This is a genomic window from Lentzea flava (assembly GCF_014648475.1).
Classification (GTDB): Bacteria; Actinomycetota; Actinomycetes; order Mycobacteriales; family Pseudonocardiaceae; genus Lentzea; species Lentzea flava.
In genome coordinates this window covers 13892-27416 of sequence record NZ_BMRE01000054.1, presented here as the reverse complement: position 1 = coordinate 27416, position 13525 = coordinate 13892, and the positions used below count along the sequence as shown (strand labels likewise).

Annotated in this window: 16 protein-coding genes and 1 pseudogene; 3 read left to right on the top strand and 14 right to left on the bottom strand. The window is 67.8% G+C overall.

All coding sequences use genetic code 11. The annotated features are described in order from the left end of the window. Nucleotides 1-22: 22 nt before the first annotated feature. The 4 genes from IEZ09_RS38015 to IEZ09_RS38000 all read right to left on the bottom strand — a co-directional run bounded on the left by IEZ09_RS38015 (nt 23) and on the right by IEZ09_RS38000 (nt 5401). The gene (locus IEZ09_RS38015) at nt 23-3166 is read right to left on the bottom strand and encodes a helicase HerA domain-containing protein (RefSeq protein ID WP_189258685.1); all 3144 of its coding nucleotides are present in this window, start codon (nt 3164-3166) and stop codon (nt 23-25) included. Between the two features lie 74 nt (nt 3167-3240). After that, the gene (locus tag IEZ09_RS38010) at nt 3241-3873 is read right to left on the bottom strand and encodes a hypothetical protein (protein ID WP_229813319.1); all 633 of its coding nucleotides are present in this window, start codon (nt 3871-3873) and stop codon (nt 3241-3243) included. Further along, nucleotides 3870-4889 (bottom strand): hypothetical protein, encoded by a 1020-nt coding sequence (locus IEZ09_RS38005; protein WP_189258684.1) that lies wholly within the window; start codon nt 4887-4889, stop codon nt 3870-3872. Before IEZ09_RS38005 ends, IEZ09_RS38010 begins: the two co-directional genes overlap by 4 nt. Then, a complete protein-coding gene (locus IEZ09_RS38000; protein WP_189258683.1) occupies nt 4886-5401 on the bottom strand; it encodes a DUF4365 domain-containing protein in 516 nt (171 codons plus the stop codon). The genes IEZ09_RS38005 and IEZ09_RS38000 overlap by 4 nt, the downstream gene beginning before the upstream one ends. A gap of 303 nt (nt 5402-5704) precedes the next feature. Between IEZ09_RS38000 and IEZ09_RS47580 the strand changes: the two genes are divergently transcribed. Next, nucleotides 5705-5833, top strand: coding sequence for a hypothetical protein (locus IEZ09_RS47580; protein WP_268247677.1), 129 nt, complete (start codon nt 5705-5707; stop codon nt 5831-5833). 241 nt (nt 5834-6074) lie between these two features. Here the strand turns inward: IEZ09_RS47580 and IEZ09_RS37995 are convergent, their stop codons facing one another. The 3 genes from IEZ09_RS37995 to IEZ09_RS37985 are packed head-to-tail and all read right to left on the bottom strand — an operon-like array spanning nt 6075 to nt 9003. Continuing rightward, a complete protein-coding gene (locus tag IEZ09_RS37995) occupies nt 6075-7946 on the bottom strand; it encodes an AbeC-like domain-containing protein (protein WP_189258682.1) in 1872 nt (623 codons plus the stop codon). A gap of 10 nt (nt 7947-7956) precedes the next feature. Further along, nucleotides 7957-8505, bottom strand: a complete 549-nt coding sequence (locus IEZ09_RS37990; protein ID WP_189258681.1) for a hypothetical protein — start codon at nt 8503-8505, stop codon at nt 7957-7959. Between the two features lie 42 nt (nt 8506-8547). Beyond that, a complete protein-coding gene (locus IEZ09_RS37985) occupies nt 8548-9003 on the bottom strand; it encodes a hypothetical protein (protein WP_189258680.1) in 456 nt (151 codons plus the stop codon). A gap of 44 nt (nt 9004-9047) precedes the next feature. On the opposite strand from IEZ09_RS37985, the gene IEZ09_RS48310 reads away from it, so the two are divergent. Next, the gene (locus IEZ09_RS48310) at nt 9048-9170 is read left to right on the top strand and encodes a DUF6653 family protein (protein ID WP_268247676.1); all 123 of its coding nucleotides are present in this window, start codon (nt 9048-9050) and stop codon (nt 9168-9170) included. Between the two features lie 14 nt (nt 9171-9184). On the opposite strand, the gene IEZ09_RS37980 is transcribed toward IEZ09_RS48310, so the two are convergent. Genes IEZ09_RS37980 through IEZ09_RS47570 form a run of 3 tightly spaced genes read right to left on the bottom strand, consistent with a single transcriptional unit; the run spans nt 9185 to nt 10247 of the window. Next, nucleotides 9185-9406 (bottom strand): hypothetical protein, encoded by a 222-nt coding sequence (locus IEZ09_RS37980; RefSeq protein ID WP_189258679.1) that lies wholly within the window; start codon nt 9404-9406, stop codon nt 9185-9187. Beyond that, the gene (locus tag IEZ09_RS37975; protein WP_253730478.1) at nt 9403-10059 is read right to left on the bottom strand and encodes a cation:proton antiporter domain-containing protein; all 657 of its coding nucleotides are present in this window, start codon (nt 10057-10059) and stop codon (nt 9403-9405) included. The genes IEZ09_RS37980 and IEZ09_RS37975 overlap by 4 nt, the downstream gene beginning before the upstream one ends. Further along, nucleotides 9999-10247: a cation:proton antiporter domain-containing protein gene (locus tag IEZ09_RS47570; protein WP_253730480.1), complete on the bottom strand. Its 249-nt coding sequence runs from the start codon at nt 10245-10247 to the stop codon at nt 9999-10001. The genes IEZ09_RS37975 and IEZ09_RS47570 overlap by 61 nt, the downstream gene beginning before the upstream one ends. Before the next feature lie 83 nt (nt 10248-10330). Between IEZ09_RS47570 and IEZ09_RS47565 the strand changes: the two genes are divergently transcribed. After that, nucleotides 10331-10462, top strand: a complete 132-nt coding sequence (locus tag IEZ09_RS47565; RefSeq protein WP_268247675.1) for a hypothetical protein — start codon at nt 10331-10333, stop codon at nt 10460-10462. Between the two features lie 14 nt (nt 10463-10476). Here IEZ09_RS47565 and IEZ09_RS37970 read toward each other — a convergent pair. From IEZ09_RS37970 to sbnA, 4 genes and pseudogenes are all read right to left on the bottom strand, one after another. Beyond that, a pseudogene (locus tag IEZ09_RS37970) lies at nt 10477-10764 on the bottom strand (DUF3040 domain-containing protein); the annotation flags it as partial. Between the two features lie 209 nt (nt 10765-10973). Further along, entirely contained in the window at nt 10974-11243 is a 270-nt protein-coding gene (locus tag IEZ09_RS37965) for an NUDIX hydrolase (protein WP_189258678.1), read from the bottom strand. Nucleotides 11244-11313: 70 nt separating this feature from the next. Next, entirely contained in the window at nt 11314-12498 is a 1185-nt protein-coding gene (locus tag IEZ09_RS37960; RefSeq protein ID WP_229813318.1) for a threonine synthase, read from the bottom strand. 25 nt (nt 12499-12523) lie between these two features. Beyond that, entirely contained in the window at nt 12524-13510 is a 987-nt protein-coding gene (sbnA, locus tag IEZ09_RS37955) for a 2,3-diaminopropionate biosynthesis protein SbnA (RefSeq protein WP_189258676.1), read from the bottom strand. Nucleotides 13511-13525 lie beyond the last annotated feature (15 nt).

The following is a 13525-nucleotide window of genomic DNA, read 5'->3' as shown; positions in this document are numbered from 1 at the left end:
CTGAGGTCTGTGAAGTCGCCAGTCAGGCCAAGTCACTCTCGCTGTTGGGCAACTCCGCCGAGGATGCCTGGGCGCGCTTCAAGACGTCCTCCTCTGTCAATGCGGTCGGCGGGTGGTGGCTCAAGCACATCGGCACCTGGATCTTCGAGAGGCCGGTGCCCTCGGTGGCGCCGTAGAACTGGCCGGCGGGCAGGCGGGAGACGTCGTCGATGTGGCCGCCTTTGGCACGCGCCAGCTCGGTTGCGGCTCGGATCTGAACGGGTGCGTTGAGCAGTCCGAAGAATTGGGTTGCGGCGTTACCGGAGACCACGTTGTGCAGCGCTTTGGGCGCCTGTGTCGCGTAGACCATGCCCAGCCCGTACTTGCGCGCCTGCGACGCCAGGGTGAGTGTGCTCTGCGTGGAGGCCGTCATGGTGCGGGAGGACGCGAACGTCTGGGCTTCGTCCAGCACGAAGAGCCCGCCGAGCGGGCGGTCCCTGGCGGGATTGCGCTTGACCCACGAGAACAGAGCGAGCTGGAGCTGGTTGACGAAGGTCTGGCGCTGATCGTCGTTGGGCAGGCCGATGCAGCTGATCACGGACACCCTGGCCCGCTTGCCTGCCTGAGGTGTGAGCAGCACACCGGGGTCGAGCCGTTCCCCTGCCCCGCCGAACACGGGGTCGTTGATCATCTCGGCGTTGAGGCCGTCCGCCATGTCGGAAGCGAGCCGGGCGGCGTCGCGCACGGTGCTGACCCCAGGCGGCAGGTCGGCCAGGAACGCGAGGAAGTCCCGCAGTTCCCCACCTCCGCCGCGGACGAAGTGCGTCAAGCCTTGGGTGAGGACGGCCTTGCCGGTGGTGGCTTTGCGGCCTCCGAGGTTGGTGCGGGGCATCAGCCCGGCCACGGCAGCGTCGATCGCGGTGCGGAACTCGTCCGGATCATCGGGTTCGCGGTCGAAGCCGGGCAACGGGTCGAGGGTGAGCGGTCTGCCGGCCTCGCGTCGTGGTGTCCAGATCACCACGTCGGTTTCACGCAGGTAGCGAGCGGCGCGCTCGGCGTCGCCGGGACCCCAAAGATCGGGCGGGGAAGGCCAGGGATCGCCCAGCCGGGCGAGGTCGTTGTTGGTGTCGATGAGAATCGAGGAAACCCCGTGCAGAGCGGCTTCCTCGACCAAGCGGCGCAGTAGCACGGTCTTACCCGAGCCGCTGCCGGCGAAGACGACGGTGTGCTTGCGCAGCAAGGCGAGCGGGACGGTGAACGGCGTGTTGGTCACGACACTGATGCCCAGGTGCACGCTCGGCTCGTCGTTGGTTGATGGCAGTGCTGCGGCAGTGGCCTCCCTCAGCGCGTCGGTTTCCTTCTCGGACGCGGTAGCGGGGTGGTCGCCGTGGGTGTCGGCAAGTGTGCCGCTGACCCCCGGCCACTCCGGCACCGGATCGGGGACGTCGTGGCGAACTTGCGGGTCCGGCGATGCCGTGAAGTGGTCGAGGTCGGCCAGTGCTCTCGTCAGCAGCTGCGAGGAGGTCGCAGGGCGGCGGGTGAGCAACCACTGCAGGAATCCTGGCGGTGGCTGATCGCGCAACTTCTCCAATGCGCTGAACAGGCGCAGATCGCTCTCGGCGATCGGCAGGTCCAGGCCTCCGTCAGAGCGAAACTCTTTCAGCGCCGCCTTGGTGACGGGCCCATCGGAGAAGGCGATGTTGCGCAGCACCACCAGATGACGCTTGTCGTTTCCGCGGCGGAGCTCGGCCTCCAGTTTCGCGGACTTGAGCCGGGTCAGCACAGCCGTGGCGCTGCTGGGGTGGGCGATGGCGCGGAAGCTCCAGTGGACTTCGTCTTCGCTGGCTTCGTCGATGGTGAGGCGCAGCCGGGCGTGCAGTGGCGGCTTGCCGCCACGCGGTGCGTCGACGGTCAGCGCGGGGCCGTTGGTGCCCTGTTCGAGCACGAAGCAATGTAGCGCGGCGCCAACCAACGCCTGCATGCGTTCGTCCTCCTGCTGGTGGTCCAGAGGAGAAAGAATGTCGGCGGTGTCGTACAGGCGTTGGAACAGGGCGTCGACTTCGTTCGCTTCCTGTGAGTCCGCGGCCGGCTGGATCGCGGAGTCGGCCACAGCGGCGGCGAAGTCCTGCAGTTCCTCGACGGTGTCGTGGGTGAGACACCAGCGAATGTGCTCGTCCACGCGTTGCAGAAGTCGTCGAGGTGTCCAGTGGGCCACGTCTCGGCCTGTGAACGCGGACGGGTGTACGGGCCAGGTGGCGTGCGGGGGCGGAAAGCCGATCTCGCCATAGAGACTGGCAAGGTGCCGCTCCACGATCGCGGTGGCCACGGCGGTGCTGGGCATGGCGGTGCGCAGGTCGAGTACGCGGAACCGGCCGGCCGCGGAGTTGACGGCGTGATGCTCGATGAGCTCCCACGAGCGGGGCAGACAGGTCGCCACCACGATGGTGCGCCTGGTCTCCTCTCGCAGCCGCATGAGCCCGTCGGCCAGACGGTCGACCAGGGCTTGCTCTCCCGGTGAGTCGGCGGCCTGGCTGATGACGCTGTCGATCTGGTCGACGGCCATGACGACCGGACCGGTCAGCGCGAAGATCTTGGACAAGTCACCGAGCAGGAGCTGCGGAGAACGGGACTGGGCGCGAAATCCCCATTCCGCCCGGTCCGCGGCCTCCACACCATCCGGCAGGACGAGGTAGGCGTTACCCGCTTCCGACGGCTTGCCTTGTGCTCGATACAGGACAAGGGCCCGCAGTGTGTCCTGGCATTCGATGGCGACCTGGGCGTCGAGCGAGCGCAGTCCGTGGATCAGGGCGTCGATGTCGTGCCTGCGAACCGGAAGGGTGCCCGTGAGGCGCATGCTCGTTTCGCGGTCCTGCTCGGTGAGGCGGGCGAGCTCACCGAGCAGACGCCCGAGCTGGCCTCCTTGGCGGTCGAGTAGGCCGCTGACCACGCCGTGCACCGCTCCTGCCCAGAACGTGTCGCGGTCGAGGAGCTTGAGCAGGAAGAACGACCCGCCTTGCTGCTGTACGTGCTGCCGGAGCCAGCCGAGCATGTGCGTTTTGCCCACGCCGCGTTCTCCTCGCAGCACGATGTCCATAGGACTGGCTTGCGGGCGTCTTCCCGCGGCGGCGACGGCCTGGGTGATCTCGTTGACGGCGCGCGGGTGCAGGCCATCGACGTGGTGATGCATGGGACTCCAGATGTCGTCCGGCGTCATCGCCCAGCTGCACTGCACTGAAGTCAGTGCGTGACGCTGATCCTCCTTCACCGGACTGCCTCGATCACCAAGGTGTGACGAGGGCTGCCGCCGAGCACGAGGGCGGCCTGCCTGTCCGGATCGGTCAGCGACTTCTGGTCGGCTTCGGCCCACAGGTGGACGTCAGGGCGTTCCGCAAGGGCCGTCAGCGCCAGGTCGAGCCGGTCGGCCGGCACGTCATCGAGGTGTTCACGCAGCGCCCGCAGGGACACCGTGCCGCCGGGCCTGGTTGCCAGTGCGCGGTAGGAGGTCTCGATCCGACGTCCCAAGTCAGGAGTGAAGAACTCGCCGAGGACCCGGCCGTCGGTCTCCAGATGGCGTCGCACGCCGGCCAGCACGACGTAGAGGGCACCACCCAGGTATCCGGCCCGGGGAGGTCGCGGCGCGGACAGTTCGGCCTTGCACCACAAGGCGCCTTGGTCGGTGAGGTCGTGCACGTAAGCGCGGCCGACCAGGTTGCTCGCTACCAGCCCGAGATCGTTGAGGCGGCGACGGCAATCACCGTCGATGGTCAAGCCGGCCAGGTCGCGCAGCTCCGCGTTGGTCAACTCGCGGGCCTCAGCCATCAGCACCAGCAATGCGGCGCGCTCGCGAATGGTCAGCTGTTCTTCGGGCATCCCCGTTTCCGTTCCCGCGGTCATCCGCGTTCTCCATCGACAACGGTGAAGCCTCCCGGTTCCACCACGATGCCGTACTTCGCGCCAGTGATCTCAGCGCCACCCTCCACTCGGACGAGGAGTTCGGCGGCGTGCGCCTCGACAGCGGCGAGATAGGTCTGCTGATCCTCAACCCGCACCCGGACGGCACGTTCTCGGCCGATCGGTCGCCCGTCCAGCAGCAGTGCACCTCGCACCGTGACCACACGGCGTGGACCGTCGTGGGCCAGCCGTGTGACCCGGCCCTGGACGATGCCTCGGGCTGCGGCCGGCACTGCTTTTGACCGGCTTGCACTGACGTCCGCGCCGAAGTCCCGCGGAAAGTGCAGAGAGGTTTCCGCCCACTCGGTGGGCAGTGCGGTAGCCCAGCGGAAGACCAGGTCAAACGGCGAGCCACGGCGTTCACCCGCCAGGTCCGCCAGAGCTGAGAACACGTCCAGACCGGCAGCGTCCGGCCCATCAGCTGCCAAGGCGGCATTCGATGCGCGCAACAGGCGTGTCGTGGTCGCTCGACCAAAGTGTGGGGCGGTCTCGTGGTGGACCGGGATGAGCAAATCGAGTCCGAAGCCTTCGTCGGCGGTGGAGACGGAGGTCCGCTCGACCAGCCGACCAGGCGTCCGGCTGTCCGTGCCGGGCACGTCGTCGATCGCCGCGCGGGCACATGTGGTGATCAGGTCCCTGACTGCCCTCACCGCCCGAAGACCTGCTCCGAGTGAAACGGCGGCGAACTCGGGCAGCGCGACGCGATAAGACACCACGTCGGACTCCGGCAGCGCCATCTCTCTTGCCACGGAACGGGGAGAGCGCTCCTCGGCGTCGGCCACACAGATGATCAGGTCACGCATTCGTGACGCGGTGTCGGCGGTACCTCCGCCAGGAGGTAGCAGAACGTCGAACTCGTGTCGGGTCCAGACATCGGCGCCGCGCCAGTGACCCGTGATCTTCCATCCCTTGGCGGTCAGGTAGCCGACGATCTGCTCGACGCGTGGGAAGGCCGTCATGTCGCCGCTGGCAGGAGCGCGTTGTGGGTAACGAGGTCGCGGAGGCTCCTCGCCGTGAGAACGTTGCCCACAGGCACTTCGACCTTCGTACGCCGGCGGTGGTCAGGGGCCTCAATCGGGAGCCGGTCCCGCAAAGACACGTAGTAGCCGATGTGCCGCAGCAACAAGCCGGATGTGCTGAGGTCCGCGTACAGGTCCGCGCTCGGCGGCACGTGGACGACGAACAGGTAACGGGGCACGAGGAACTCCTTGCCCGCCAGCTTGGAGAACTGCCTCTCGTCCAGTCCGCGGAAGTCGATCACACCGTGCCGAGGTTCCAGCTTCGAGACGGTCTTGATCTGCACGTCGATCCGGGGCGAGAAACCCCGCGGAGTGCGACCGGGCAGCTTGATGCAGAGGTCGATCCCGTCCAGGTCGACGTCGTCCTCAGACCAGATCAGGCCCGCGCTGGAAGCCAGCACCCGGATGTAATCGGCGCCGAACTTCCCCTGGTGGTTGCGCGCGTCGAGCACGGTCCACCTTTCAAGTGAGTCGTGTTCCGAGTGAGCTTCCCTCGTACCTTACAAGGCCACCCAGCCACGATTGGAGCACACTTTCCCGTGCGGAGGAACATCAGGCCGTTTCCTCTCGATTGCGCGAACCAGCACTGGGGAAACAGCAGCTCGGTGAAGCTCGACCGGCGATGGAAGTGTCAGAGGGTGTCCAGCACTCGGAGCCTTCAACTCACGAGAGACGTGCCTGACCAGTGCTTACCTTACCGGGCTGACGAGGTCATGCGGGTGACGTGACGACGGTTGGATGGTTGATTGCGCGGGGTGAGCCACCTGCTGATGGGCAACGTCGGGATCGTGCGAAGTCAGTTGAAACACCCACTTGGCGATGTCTGGTTCCGGTCGCTTGAATGCGCCATTCCTGGTTTGGTGGAATTCTTCATCGGCTGGTGAGCCGTGCTGAACGGCGCACTCAGGAATTGGCCTTGATTTGTCCTTGAATCCCGAGCTTTCATGCGGTCGGGACTGAGTCGCTTTGCGTTCGCGCCTCGAGCACGCCTTGATGGCCCTGGGGTGCCGTCAGTGGCCTCGTGCTGGCGGCTCTGGCGCTGATGCCGCTGCTCTCGGTGGCGCGCAAGGAAGTACGCGCCGAGCATGTATCGGCGTCATGGACTGGTGGGAGACCGTGCCGGTGTTATTCGCCGAACGCCGAGTTGACCGACTTGGTCAGCTCACCGACCGCCTCGACCAGCGGGGCGACGGGCTTGACCAGGTTGGTGAGCCGCTCGAGCATCCGTGCGATCACACCGCGATCGGGCTCCGGCGCGTCCAGCTCGTCCTGCAGCTCCTCGGCGACTTCGACGGTCTCTTCCGGGACTTCCGCGCTATGACGTTCCAGCAACGCCATCAGCTGGGTCATCAGCTCGGTGTTGGCCGGTGCGGCGGTGAAGCTCAGGCCGTGGCTGACCGCGCGGGCGTTCTGGCCGACGGCCTGGTTGCCGATGTTGCTGACGCCGCCGGTCTGGATGATGCCCTGGTTGAGGATCGTCATCTGGCGGTTGCGGAACTCGGTGGTGTCCACGCCGTGCTCGTCGAGGAAGTCCAGCAGCGCGGCCAGCACGTGCCGTTCGATCAGCTTGAGGTGCTTGGCGGCGTCGGTCTTCTGGAAGTAGTTGTGGTAGTTGGCGTCCGTGGCCTGCTCGCGGACGCTGAACCGGGCACCGTAGTCGTAGCTGAGGTCCTGCAGGGCGATCGCCCGCTCCACGGCGCGGTGTCGTTGACAGCGCCAGTGGAACGTGGCGTCACGCAACACCCGGGCAGGCGCGCGTGGCACCGCGCTCGCCAAGCCGCTCGCCGCCCTCGCCAGGAGACGACCGATCGCGCCCGCGGTCAGCACCGGGCTGATCCGGTCCACGTCGTGGTACTGCCGCCACAACGGGCCCAGCACGGTCCGGTCGCACTGCAGGTGGAGCAGCCGCCCGTCGGTGGAGAAGTGCAGGAACGTGCTGGCCACCACCTCACCGCCCCAGGACGGGACCTGCGCGCACAGGTAGTGCCGCGCAGAGCCGTGCGGACGTGCGGCGAGCCGGGCCAGGTCCTCGCCGGCCAGATGCTGCCGAGGTGTCTGGTCGCGTTCGGGCAGCAGGGCCGGGTGCATGGTGAGCGCGTTGCCGCTGACGAAGGCCCGCTCGGCGAGCAGCAGGCCGGGCAGCTCGTCGGGCTCGACGCCGATGCCGGCCAGCCGGTCCCGGACGTGCGTGACGAGATCGACGGTGTCGAGCCGCACCACGCTTTCCTCGTCCTCGGCGGCGTCACGTCGTTGCAACGGCAGGGCGAACGACCACGTCGACACGAGCGGGCCGTGGCCGATGAACGGGGTGAAGCCGGAGTAGATCGTCACGTTGCCGCGCTCGGCTTCGTCGATCGCCGCCAGCCGGTCGGACAACCACGCCTGACCGGACGGCAACGGCGGCGCCTCATCGGGCCGGAACGCGGCTCGGGTCAGCTCACCCAGCAACGTCTGCCGGGTCTGCCACTCGCTCCACACCACCAGCCCGTACATCACCAGACCCGTCAGCAGCGCGAGCCACGGCACGCCGACCAGCCACTCCGCGACCGGCGGCTCCGGCGCCGGACTTCTCCGCGTCGGTTCCGGGGCGACGCCGAGCGCGGACACGATCGACACCGACAGCAACAGCAGGATCGCCAGGGCGCCCAGGGCGAACACGACGTCGCGCAGCCTGCGGGACTCTCCGGCCCGCCGAGCGAGGCCGCCGCCGACCGGAAGGATCACCAGCAGGGCGAGGAGAGTCCACAGTGGAGAGAGAATCAGCGCGAGCGCGGTCGCCACGAGCAGGCACCAGTCCCGCATCCGCCGTTGCCGGACCCCGGCCAGGGCGTGCAGCAGCACCGGGCGCAACGAGAACCCGACCGACGGCGCCACGGCGTGCAGGTCGTCGTTCAGCAGCGCCTTGGTCATCCGCTCGGCGAAGCGCTCGTCGGTCCTGGCCGCCACGCACAGATAGCGAGTCGTGTCGTCGGGGGAGAAGGCGGTCGGCTCGCTCATCGATCCCCTTTCACCACAACGACTTCGGTGCGTCGACACGACGTTCCTCGCTCGCGGGCGCCCGGCGCTGCCCGGCCACGACGCCACCGAGCACCAAGCCGAACAGCACACCGAACGAGGCCGACACGCCCAGCTCGCTCAGGAGGAACTCCTCCGGCCGGTCGGGCGGGATGTACGGAAATGCCGATCGCGGGTCCACCAGCGCCACCGCGGCAGCCGCGGAGGCCAGCCCGGCGACCACCGCGCCGAGCGTCGTCACTCCGGCCGTGGTGACGAACCGCCCCGTACCGCCCGCGGTGTCGCTGACCCAGCGCGACACCCTGTTCAGTCCTGCGACGGCCAACGCCACGAACAGCACCGTCCGCAGATTCGCGAACCAGAACACGAACGGGCCGACGCGGTCGACATCAACGTGCCAACTCGGATAGGAGAGCATCACGTTGACGAGGCGAGCGGCCGAGTCGGCGCTGGACAGCGCGATGGTGAGATCCCGGTTCAACCACGGGTTGCCAACCAGCAGGACGTAGCCGAGCAGCACGGCGACGCCCGGTGCAAACAAACGCGGTAAGTGAGGATCCCCCTGCCCGGCCACACCAGCAACCTAGGACCCCCGCCGGTTCCCCGCCGACGACCGATCGGCGTAAGTGTGAAGAGAAGCGTGCGTCTGAGAACTCGTAGTAGCCCGAGGGCTTTCGACACCGGTTAAGCAAGGCGTGAGACGGCCGCCGTGATCATTGTTGTTGGAGGTCGAGGAGTCGCCAAGCGCCTCCTGCAGCTGCCCTCGGTTGCGTGGCGCCCGCAGCAGCTCGCCGAGCAACGCCAGGCGGGCCGGGCTGCCGAGCGACTCCAACGTCGTGGCCGCGCGATTCCAGTCGCCGGCGACAACCTCGGCGTACGTGTGGTCCTTGGCCCACGCGTACTCGCGGTCGTCGAATCCGACCGACCCGGCGTAGCTGATCTCCCCGTCACCCACGCGTTCACGCAGGTGATCGACCAGCGTACGGCCGGCCTCCAACGCGGCGACCCGTTCCTCGAGTGCGAGGAGACGCTGCTCCACGTCCTCCACGACCACCCCCGTTTGCCTGTAATGCGATTCCGTTGATGCTGCTCGCGATCTGGAGCCGCGACTGGATCGGTTGGTGGTGCCTGCTGCCTGTCGCCGTCGTGGTCGTCTGGTTGTTCGTGAACCCGTCGGCGTTCCCGCCGGTCGAGCCGCGCGGATGAGCGGCCCGCGGGATCTACGGCGGGCACGCGTGGGTGCGGGACAAGTCGCTGGTGCCGCCCAACCACCTCATCGTGCTGCGGATTCTGATGGTGCTGGGGCTGGCCGGGTTCGGGCTGATGACCTGGGGGCTGGTCCGGCTGGAGGTGTGGCCCACGGTGTTCGGCACGACCTTGCTGGTCGTGGCGCAGCTGAGGGCCAGCACCGCGAACACCAGTGCGGGAGAGAACTCGATCATTGCTGCTCCCGGTGCGATTCGGCGTCCGGCCGGCCGGTGGGCAGGTTGTCCGGCGGTTCCACCCGCAGCGCCTTGGCCACCGGTACGTCGGTGGAGGAGTGCAGGACGATCGACAGGGCGATGGTGATGGCGACGAGGTCGAAGACGTGCTCGCCCTGCGGTATCCCTGCCTGCAGGGCGAGCAGTCCGTAGACCACTGACGCGAATCCCTTGGGGCCGAACCACGCGGCGGCGGAGCGTTCGCGTGCGGGCAAGGGGGTGCGGATCAGCGAGAGCATCATGGTGGCCGGCCGCACCAGCAGGATCGCGATGATCGCGACGACCCAGTCGCCGACGGTCAGGTGCGAGATCCGCTCGGGCGTGATGAGCTCGCCGAACACGAGCAGCGCGGCGAACTTCGTCGTTTCCGGCAGCAGGTCGCCGAAGTGTTCGAAGTGCTCGGCCGACACCCGGTCCAATGTGGCCAGTGTGGACCCGGCGGCGAACGCGGCGAGGTAGGGGTTGGCGTGGGTGAGGTGGCAGGTGGGGTAGAGGATCACCGCGATCGCCAGTGGTCCGAGCGCTTGCAGGCGCGGCTCGGCGGTGAGCACCTTCAACCGCCAGGCCAAGGTGATGACCGCGGGGATCGCGATACCGACGGCAAGGCCGAGCACGAGCTCGATGGCGATGGTGCCGAAGTCGGTGTTCCTGTTCGCCGCGGTGGCAGGAAGATCAGCACGAACGGCAGCGCCAGCCCGTCGTTGAGGCCGGACTCCACGTTCAGCAGCCGCCGCAACCGCATGGGTACGTCGGTGCGGCCGACGATCGCCGAGGCGAAGACCGGGTCGGTGGGGGAGAGGATCGCGCCGATCAGGAACGATGTCGTCCAGTCCAGCCCGGTGAGGAAGTGGCTACGGCCAGTACTTCCCCTGGTCGGTACCGGCGTTGTTCAGCGGCCTCGCCGGTCCGGACCAGCCGCCGCCTGGCGCGCTCGGTGTTGCCCTGGTGGTGCTGACCGGTGTGGCAGGCGTGGTGGGAACGGCGCTGTGGTGGCGGCAGGCCGACCACGACCGCTGACCTGACTCGCCTGTTCAGTCGTCGTCTGATCGGCGTCGCATCCTCTGCCATGCGCGAAACGTGACGAGAACCGGAAAGACCGCGGTCACGCCGATCTCGAGCACGATCAGCGCGAAGGAAGCCAGAGCGACACCGCCGACCAGCAGAGTCAGGCCCGCTGTGTAGGTGAGGAGGAGCAGACCGGCGAACAACACCCGGCCCGGCAGCCGACGGTACGGACGCGGTCGTCTGGCCAGCCGCGCGGCGAACGCTGGATCCTCCTGAGCGAGCTGCTCCTCGATGGCCTTCAGCGCACGCTTCCCGTTCTCGGGAAGCTCCGATTGTCAGACCGCGAAGACCCGCCGCGACCTGAGTGGCTTGCTCTACGCCGATGCCACCCACGACAGCCTGTACCGGACGGCCGGCAAAGACCACACCGCCCGCGAGAACGCCACGCTTCCTGTGCCACGGAGTCGGCTGGAGTCCGTCCCGATGACCGCGTAACCGATGCGACACGGACGGCGCGCTCAGATCAGGCGATGCGCTGTCCCTGCTCGCACAACGCGGTCGCGCCCTGCTCTGCAGCCTGCAGCGCCGCGGCCAGGCGGTCAGCCAGCAGCGGCTTCACCTTGCCGCGGACTTCGGCGAGGGTGTGGAACCCGGCGGAGAGGATCTCGCCGTCGGGAAACACCATGCCCACCAGGTCGGTCTCGTCCAGGACACCACCGTCGAAGACGAACGCCACACCCTCCGGGCGGGAGTTCTGCGGGCGCACGTAGTCCACCACCAGCGGCCGTTCCAAGCCCGACTCCCCAGGACCTCGAGTAGCAACGAGACATCGGCGGTTGTGTCGCTGGGCTTGCGATCGATGATCAGGCTGAGCAGCTGAAGCCTGAAGTCGTCCCCCGTCGGCTCGACAGTGCGCGCTCGACGTCGTCGAGTGACTCGGCGACGGTTACCCGGCGCGGGTCGTACGTGGCGTCGCTTGCTTTCAGCTCCCGCCCGGTGACCAGGAGAGCCAAGGTTTCCGACCGATCCGCCAGTCCCCGTTCGACCGCGGCTTCCAGCCCTGCCAGGGCTGCCGCGCCGGCGGGCTCGGCGCCCACGCCGGCTCGCCCTGCCAAAGCGGCGGCCGCACTCAGCATCGCGTCATCGGTGACCGGGACCATTCCTCCGCCGGTCCGGCGTACCGCGTCCAGCACGGCGTCACCGATGGCCGGGCGCACCACCGCGATTCCGCCGGCGAGGGTGGCGGCGGGATCCAGCTCAGCCGGTCGGACGGGTTCGCCGAGCCAGGCTCGAACCAGTGGCTGGCAGCGATCGGCCTGTACGCCGATCAGGCGTGGTTGCCGCGTGGTGAGGCCACAGCTGACGAGTTCGGCGAAACCCTTCTCGAGCGCGACCAGGGTCGGACCATCACCGACCGGGACGATCACCACGTCCGGGAGCCGGCGGCCGAGTTGTTCCCACACCTCGAACGCCACCGTCTTCTTCGCCTCGATGGTGACGGGGTTGACACCGGTGTTGCGGTCGAGCCAGCCGAACGTGCGAGCGGCGGTCCGGGAGAGGTCGACTGCTGCTGCGTAGCCCCCGCGCGCCTGGAAGACCCACGCTCCCGCCTGTGTCATGAGGGCGAGTTTCTCCGGCGAGCAGTCGGTGGACACGAAGATGACGGCCCGCATCCCGGCCGCCGCGGCGCCGAAGGCGGTGGACACGGCCGCATTGCCGGTGGAGGCGGTCGTGATCGTCCTCAGTCCGTGCCGCAGCCCGTCTTCGATCACGAGTGCGGTGGCGCGGTCCTTGTTGGACGCACTCGGGTTGCGCGTCTCGTCTTTCAGCCACAGGTGCGGTGTTCTCAGCGCATGCCTCAGCGCGGGCGCGTGGAGCAGCGGTGTGCCGCCGATCGGGACCGGATACCGCACCGGGCCGTCGGGGATCGGCAGCAACTCCCGGTAACGCCACATGGTGAACAGGACCGGCCGGTTCTTCGGCATCCGATCAGGACCGTAGTCGTACTGCAGCCGCTCGCACCCCGCGAGGTCGACCGATCCGGTCACGCTGCCCATGCTCTGCCCCCATGTCTCAGGCCGATCGGGAACCCGCGGTCAGTTCGCCGGAGCTGAGCACGTCTTCGCCGTAGACGCCCTGCAGCCAGTTGGTTTGGTAGATGGTGTCGAGATAGCGTTCGCCGAGGTCTGGTGCGATCGCGACCGCGGTGAGTTGGCGTTCGTCGTGCTGGGCCAGCCAGTTCATGGCGCCACTGACCACCGTGCCGGTCGATCCGCCGAACAGGAATCCGCTTCTGGCCAGCCGATGGCAGGCGCGGACGGTGTCCGCCTCGGCAACGTGCACCACTTCGTCCACATAGGACTCGTCCAGCAGTGGTGGGCGGATGCTCGTACCCAGACCGGGAATCATCCGGGGAGCCGACGCACCGCCGAAGGCCACCGAGCCGACGCTGTCCACCGCGACGACCCGCACACGGCGGCACCGTTCCCAGAAGTATCGTGCGCAGCCCATGAGGGTCCCGGTGGTTCCCACCCCGACGAACAGCACGTCCAGGCGCGGGAACGCGGCCGCGATGGCTGGTGCTGTCCGGTGGTAGTGCGCCTTCCAGTTGCTCGGGTTGGTGTACTGGTTCAGCCACACGTACCGGTTGTCGGAGGCGCACAGCGAATGGACGTGTGCGATCCGTGCGCCGAGAAAGCCACCTTGGGCATCCGGCTCGACGATGACGTGCACTTGGCTCCCGAACGCCTCCATCTGCCTTCTGGTCGACAGGTTGCAGCGGGTGTCGGTCACGCAGAGCAGCCGGTAGCCCTTGCTCGCCGCGATCATGCTCAATGCCACGCCCAGGTTCCCGGACGATGACTCGACCATGATCGATCCCGGCGTCAGGACTCCGTCCTGTTCGGCGGCCGCCACCATTTCCGCCGCGGCCTTCAGCTTGATCGAGCCGGCGAAGTTGAACCCCTCACACTTCAGGTAGAGCGAGTGCCCGATGATCGGCCAGAGGTCGACGTAGAGTTCCTCGGCGTTGAAGTCCTGCGGAGCGGAGATGACGTGCACTGCTACCCCCTTCTG

Excerpts from the sequence above, each read along its gene's own strand:
- IEZ09_RS38015 (WP_189258685.1), bottom strand. The coding sequence starts at position 3,166 with ATGCATCACCACGTCGATGGCCTGCACCCGCGCGCCGTCAACGAGATC.
- IEZ09_RS38010 (WP_229813319.1), bottom strand. The coding sequence starts at position 3,873 with ATGACCGCGGGAACGGAAACGGGGATGCCCGAAGAACAGCTGACCATT.
- IEZ09_RS38005 (WP_189258684.1), bottom strand. The coding sequence starts at position 4,889 with ATGACGGCCTTCCCACGCGTCGAGCAGATCGTCGGCTACCTGACCGCC.
- IEZ09_RS37995 (WP_189258682.1), bottom strand. The coding sequence starts at position 7,946 with ATGAGCGAGCCGACCGCCTTCTCCCCCGACGACACGACTCGCTATCTG.
- IEZ09_RS48310 (WP_268247676.1), top strand. The coding sequence starts at position 9,048 with ATGCTGCTCGCGATCTGGAGCCGCGACTGGATCGGTTGGTGGTGCCTG.
- IEZ09_RS37980 (WP_189258679.1), bottom strand. The coding sequence starts at position 9,406 with ATGATCGAGTTCTCTCCCGCACTGGTGTTCGCGGTGCTGGCCCTCAGC.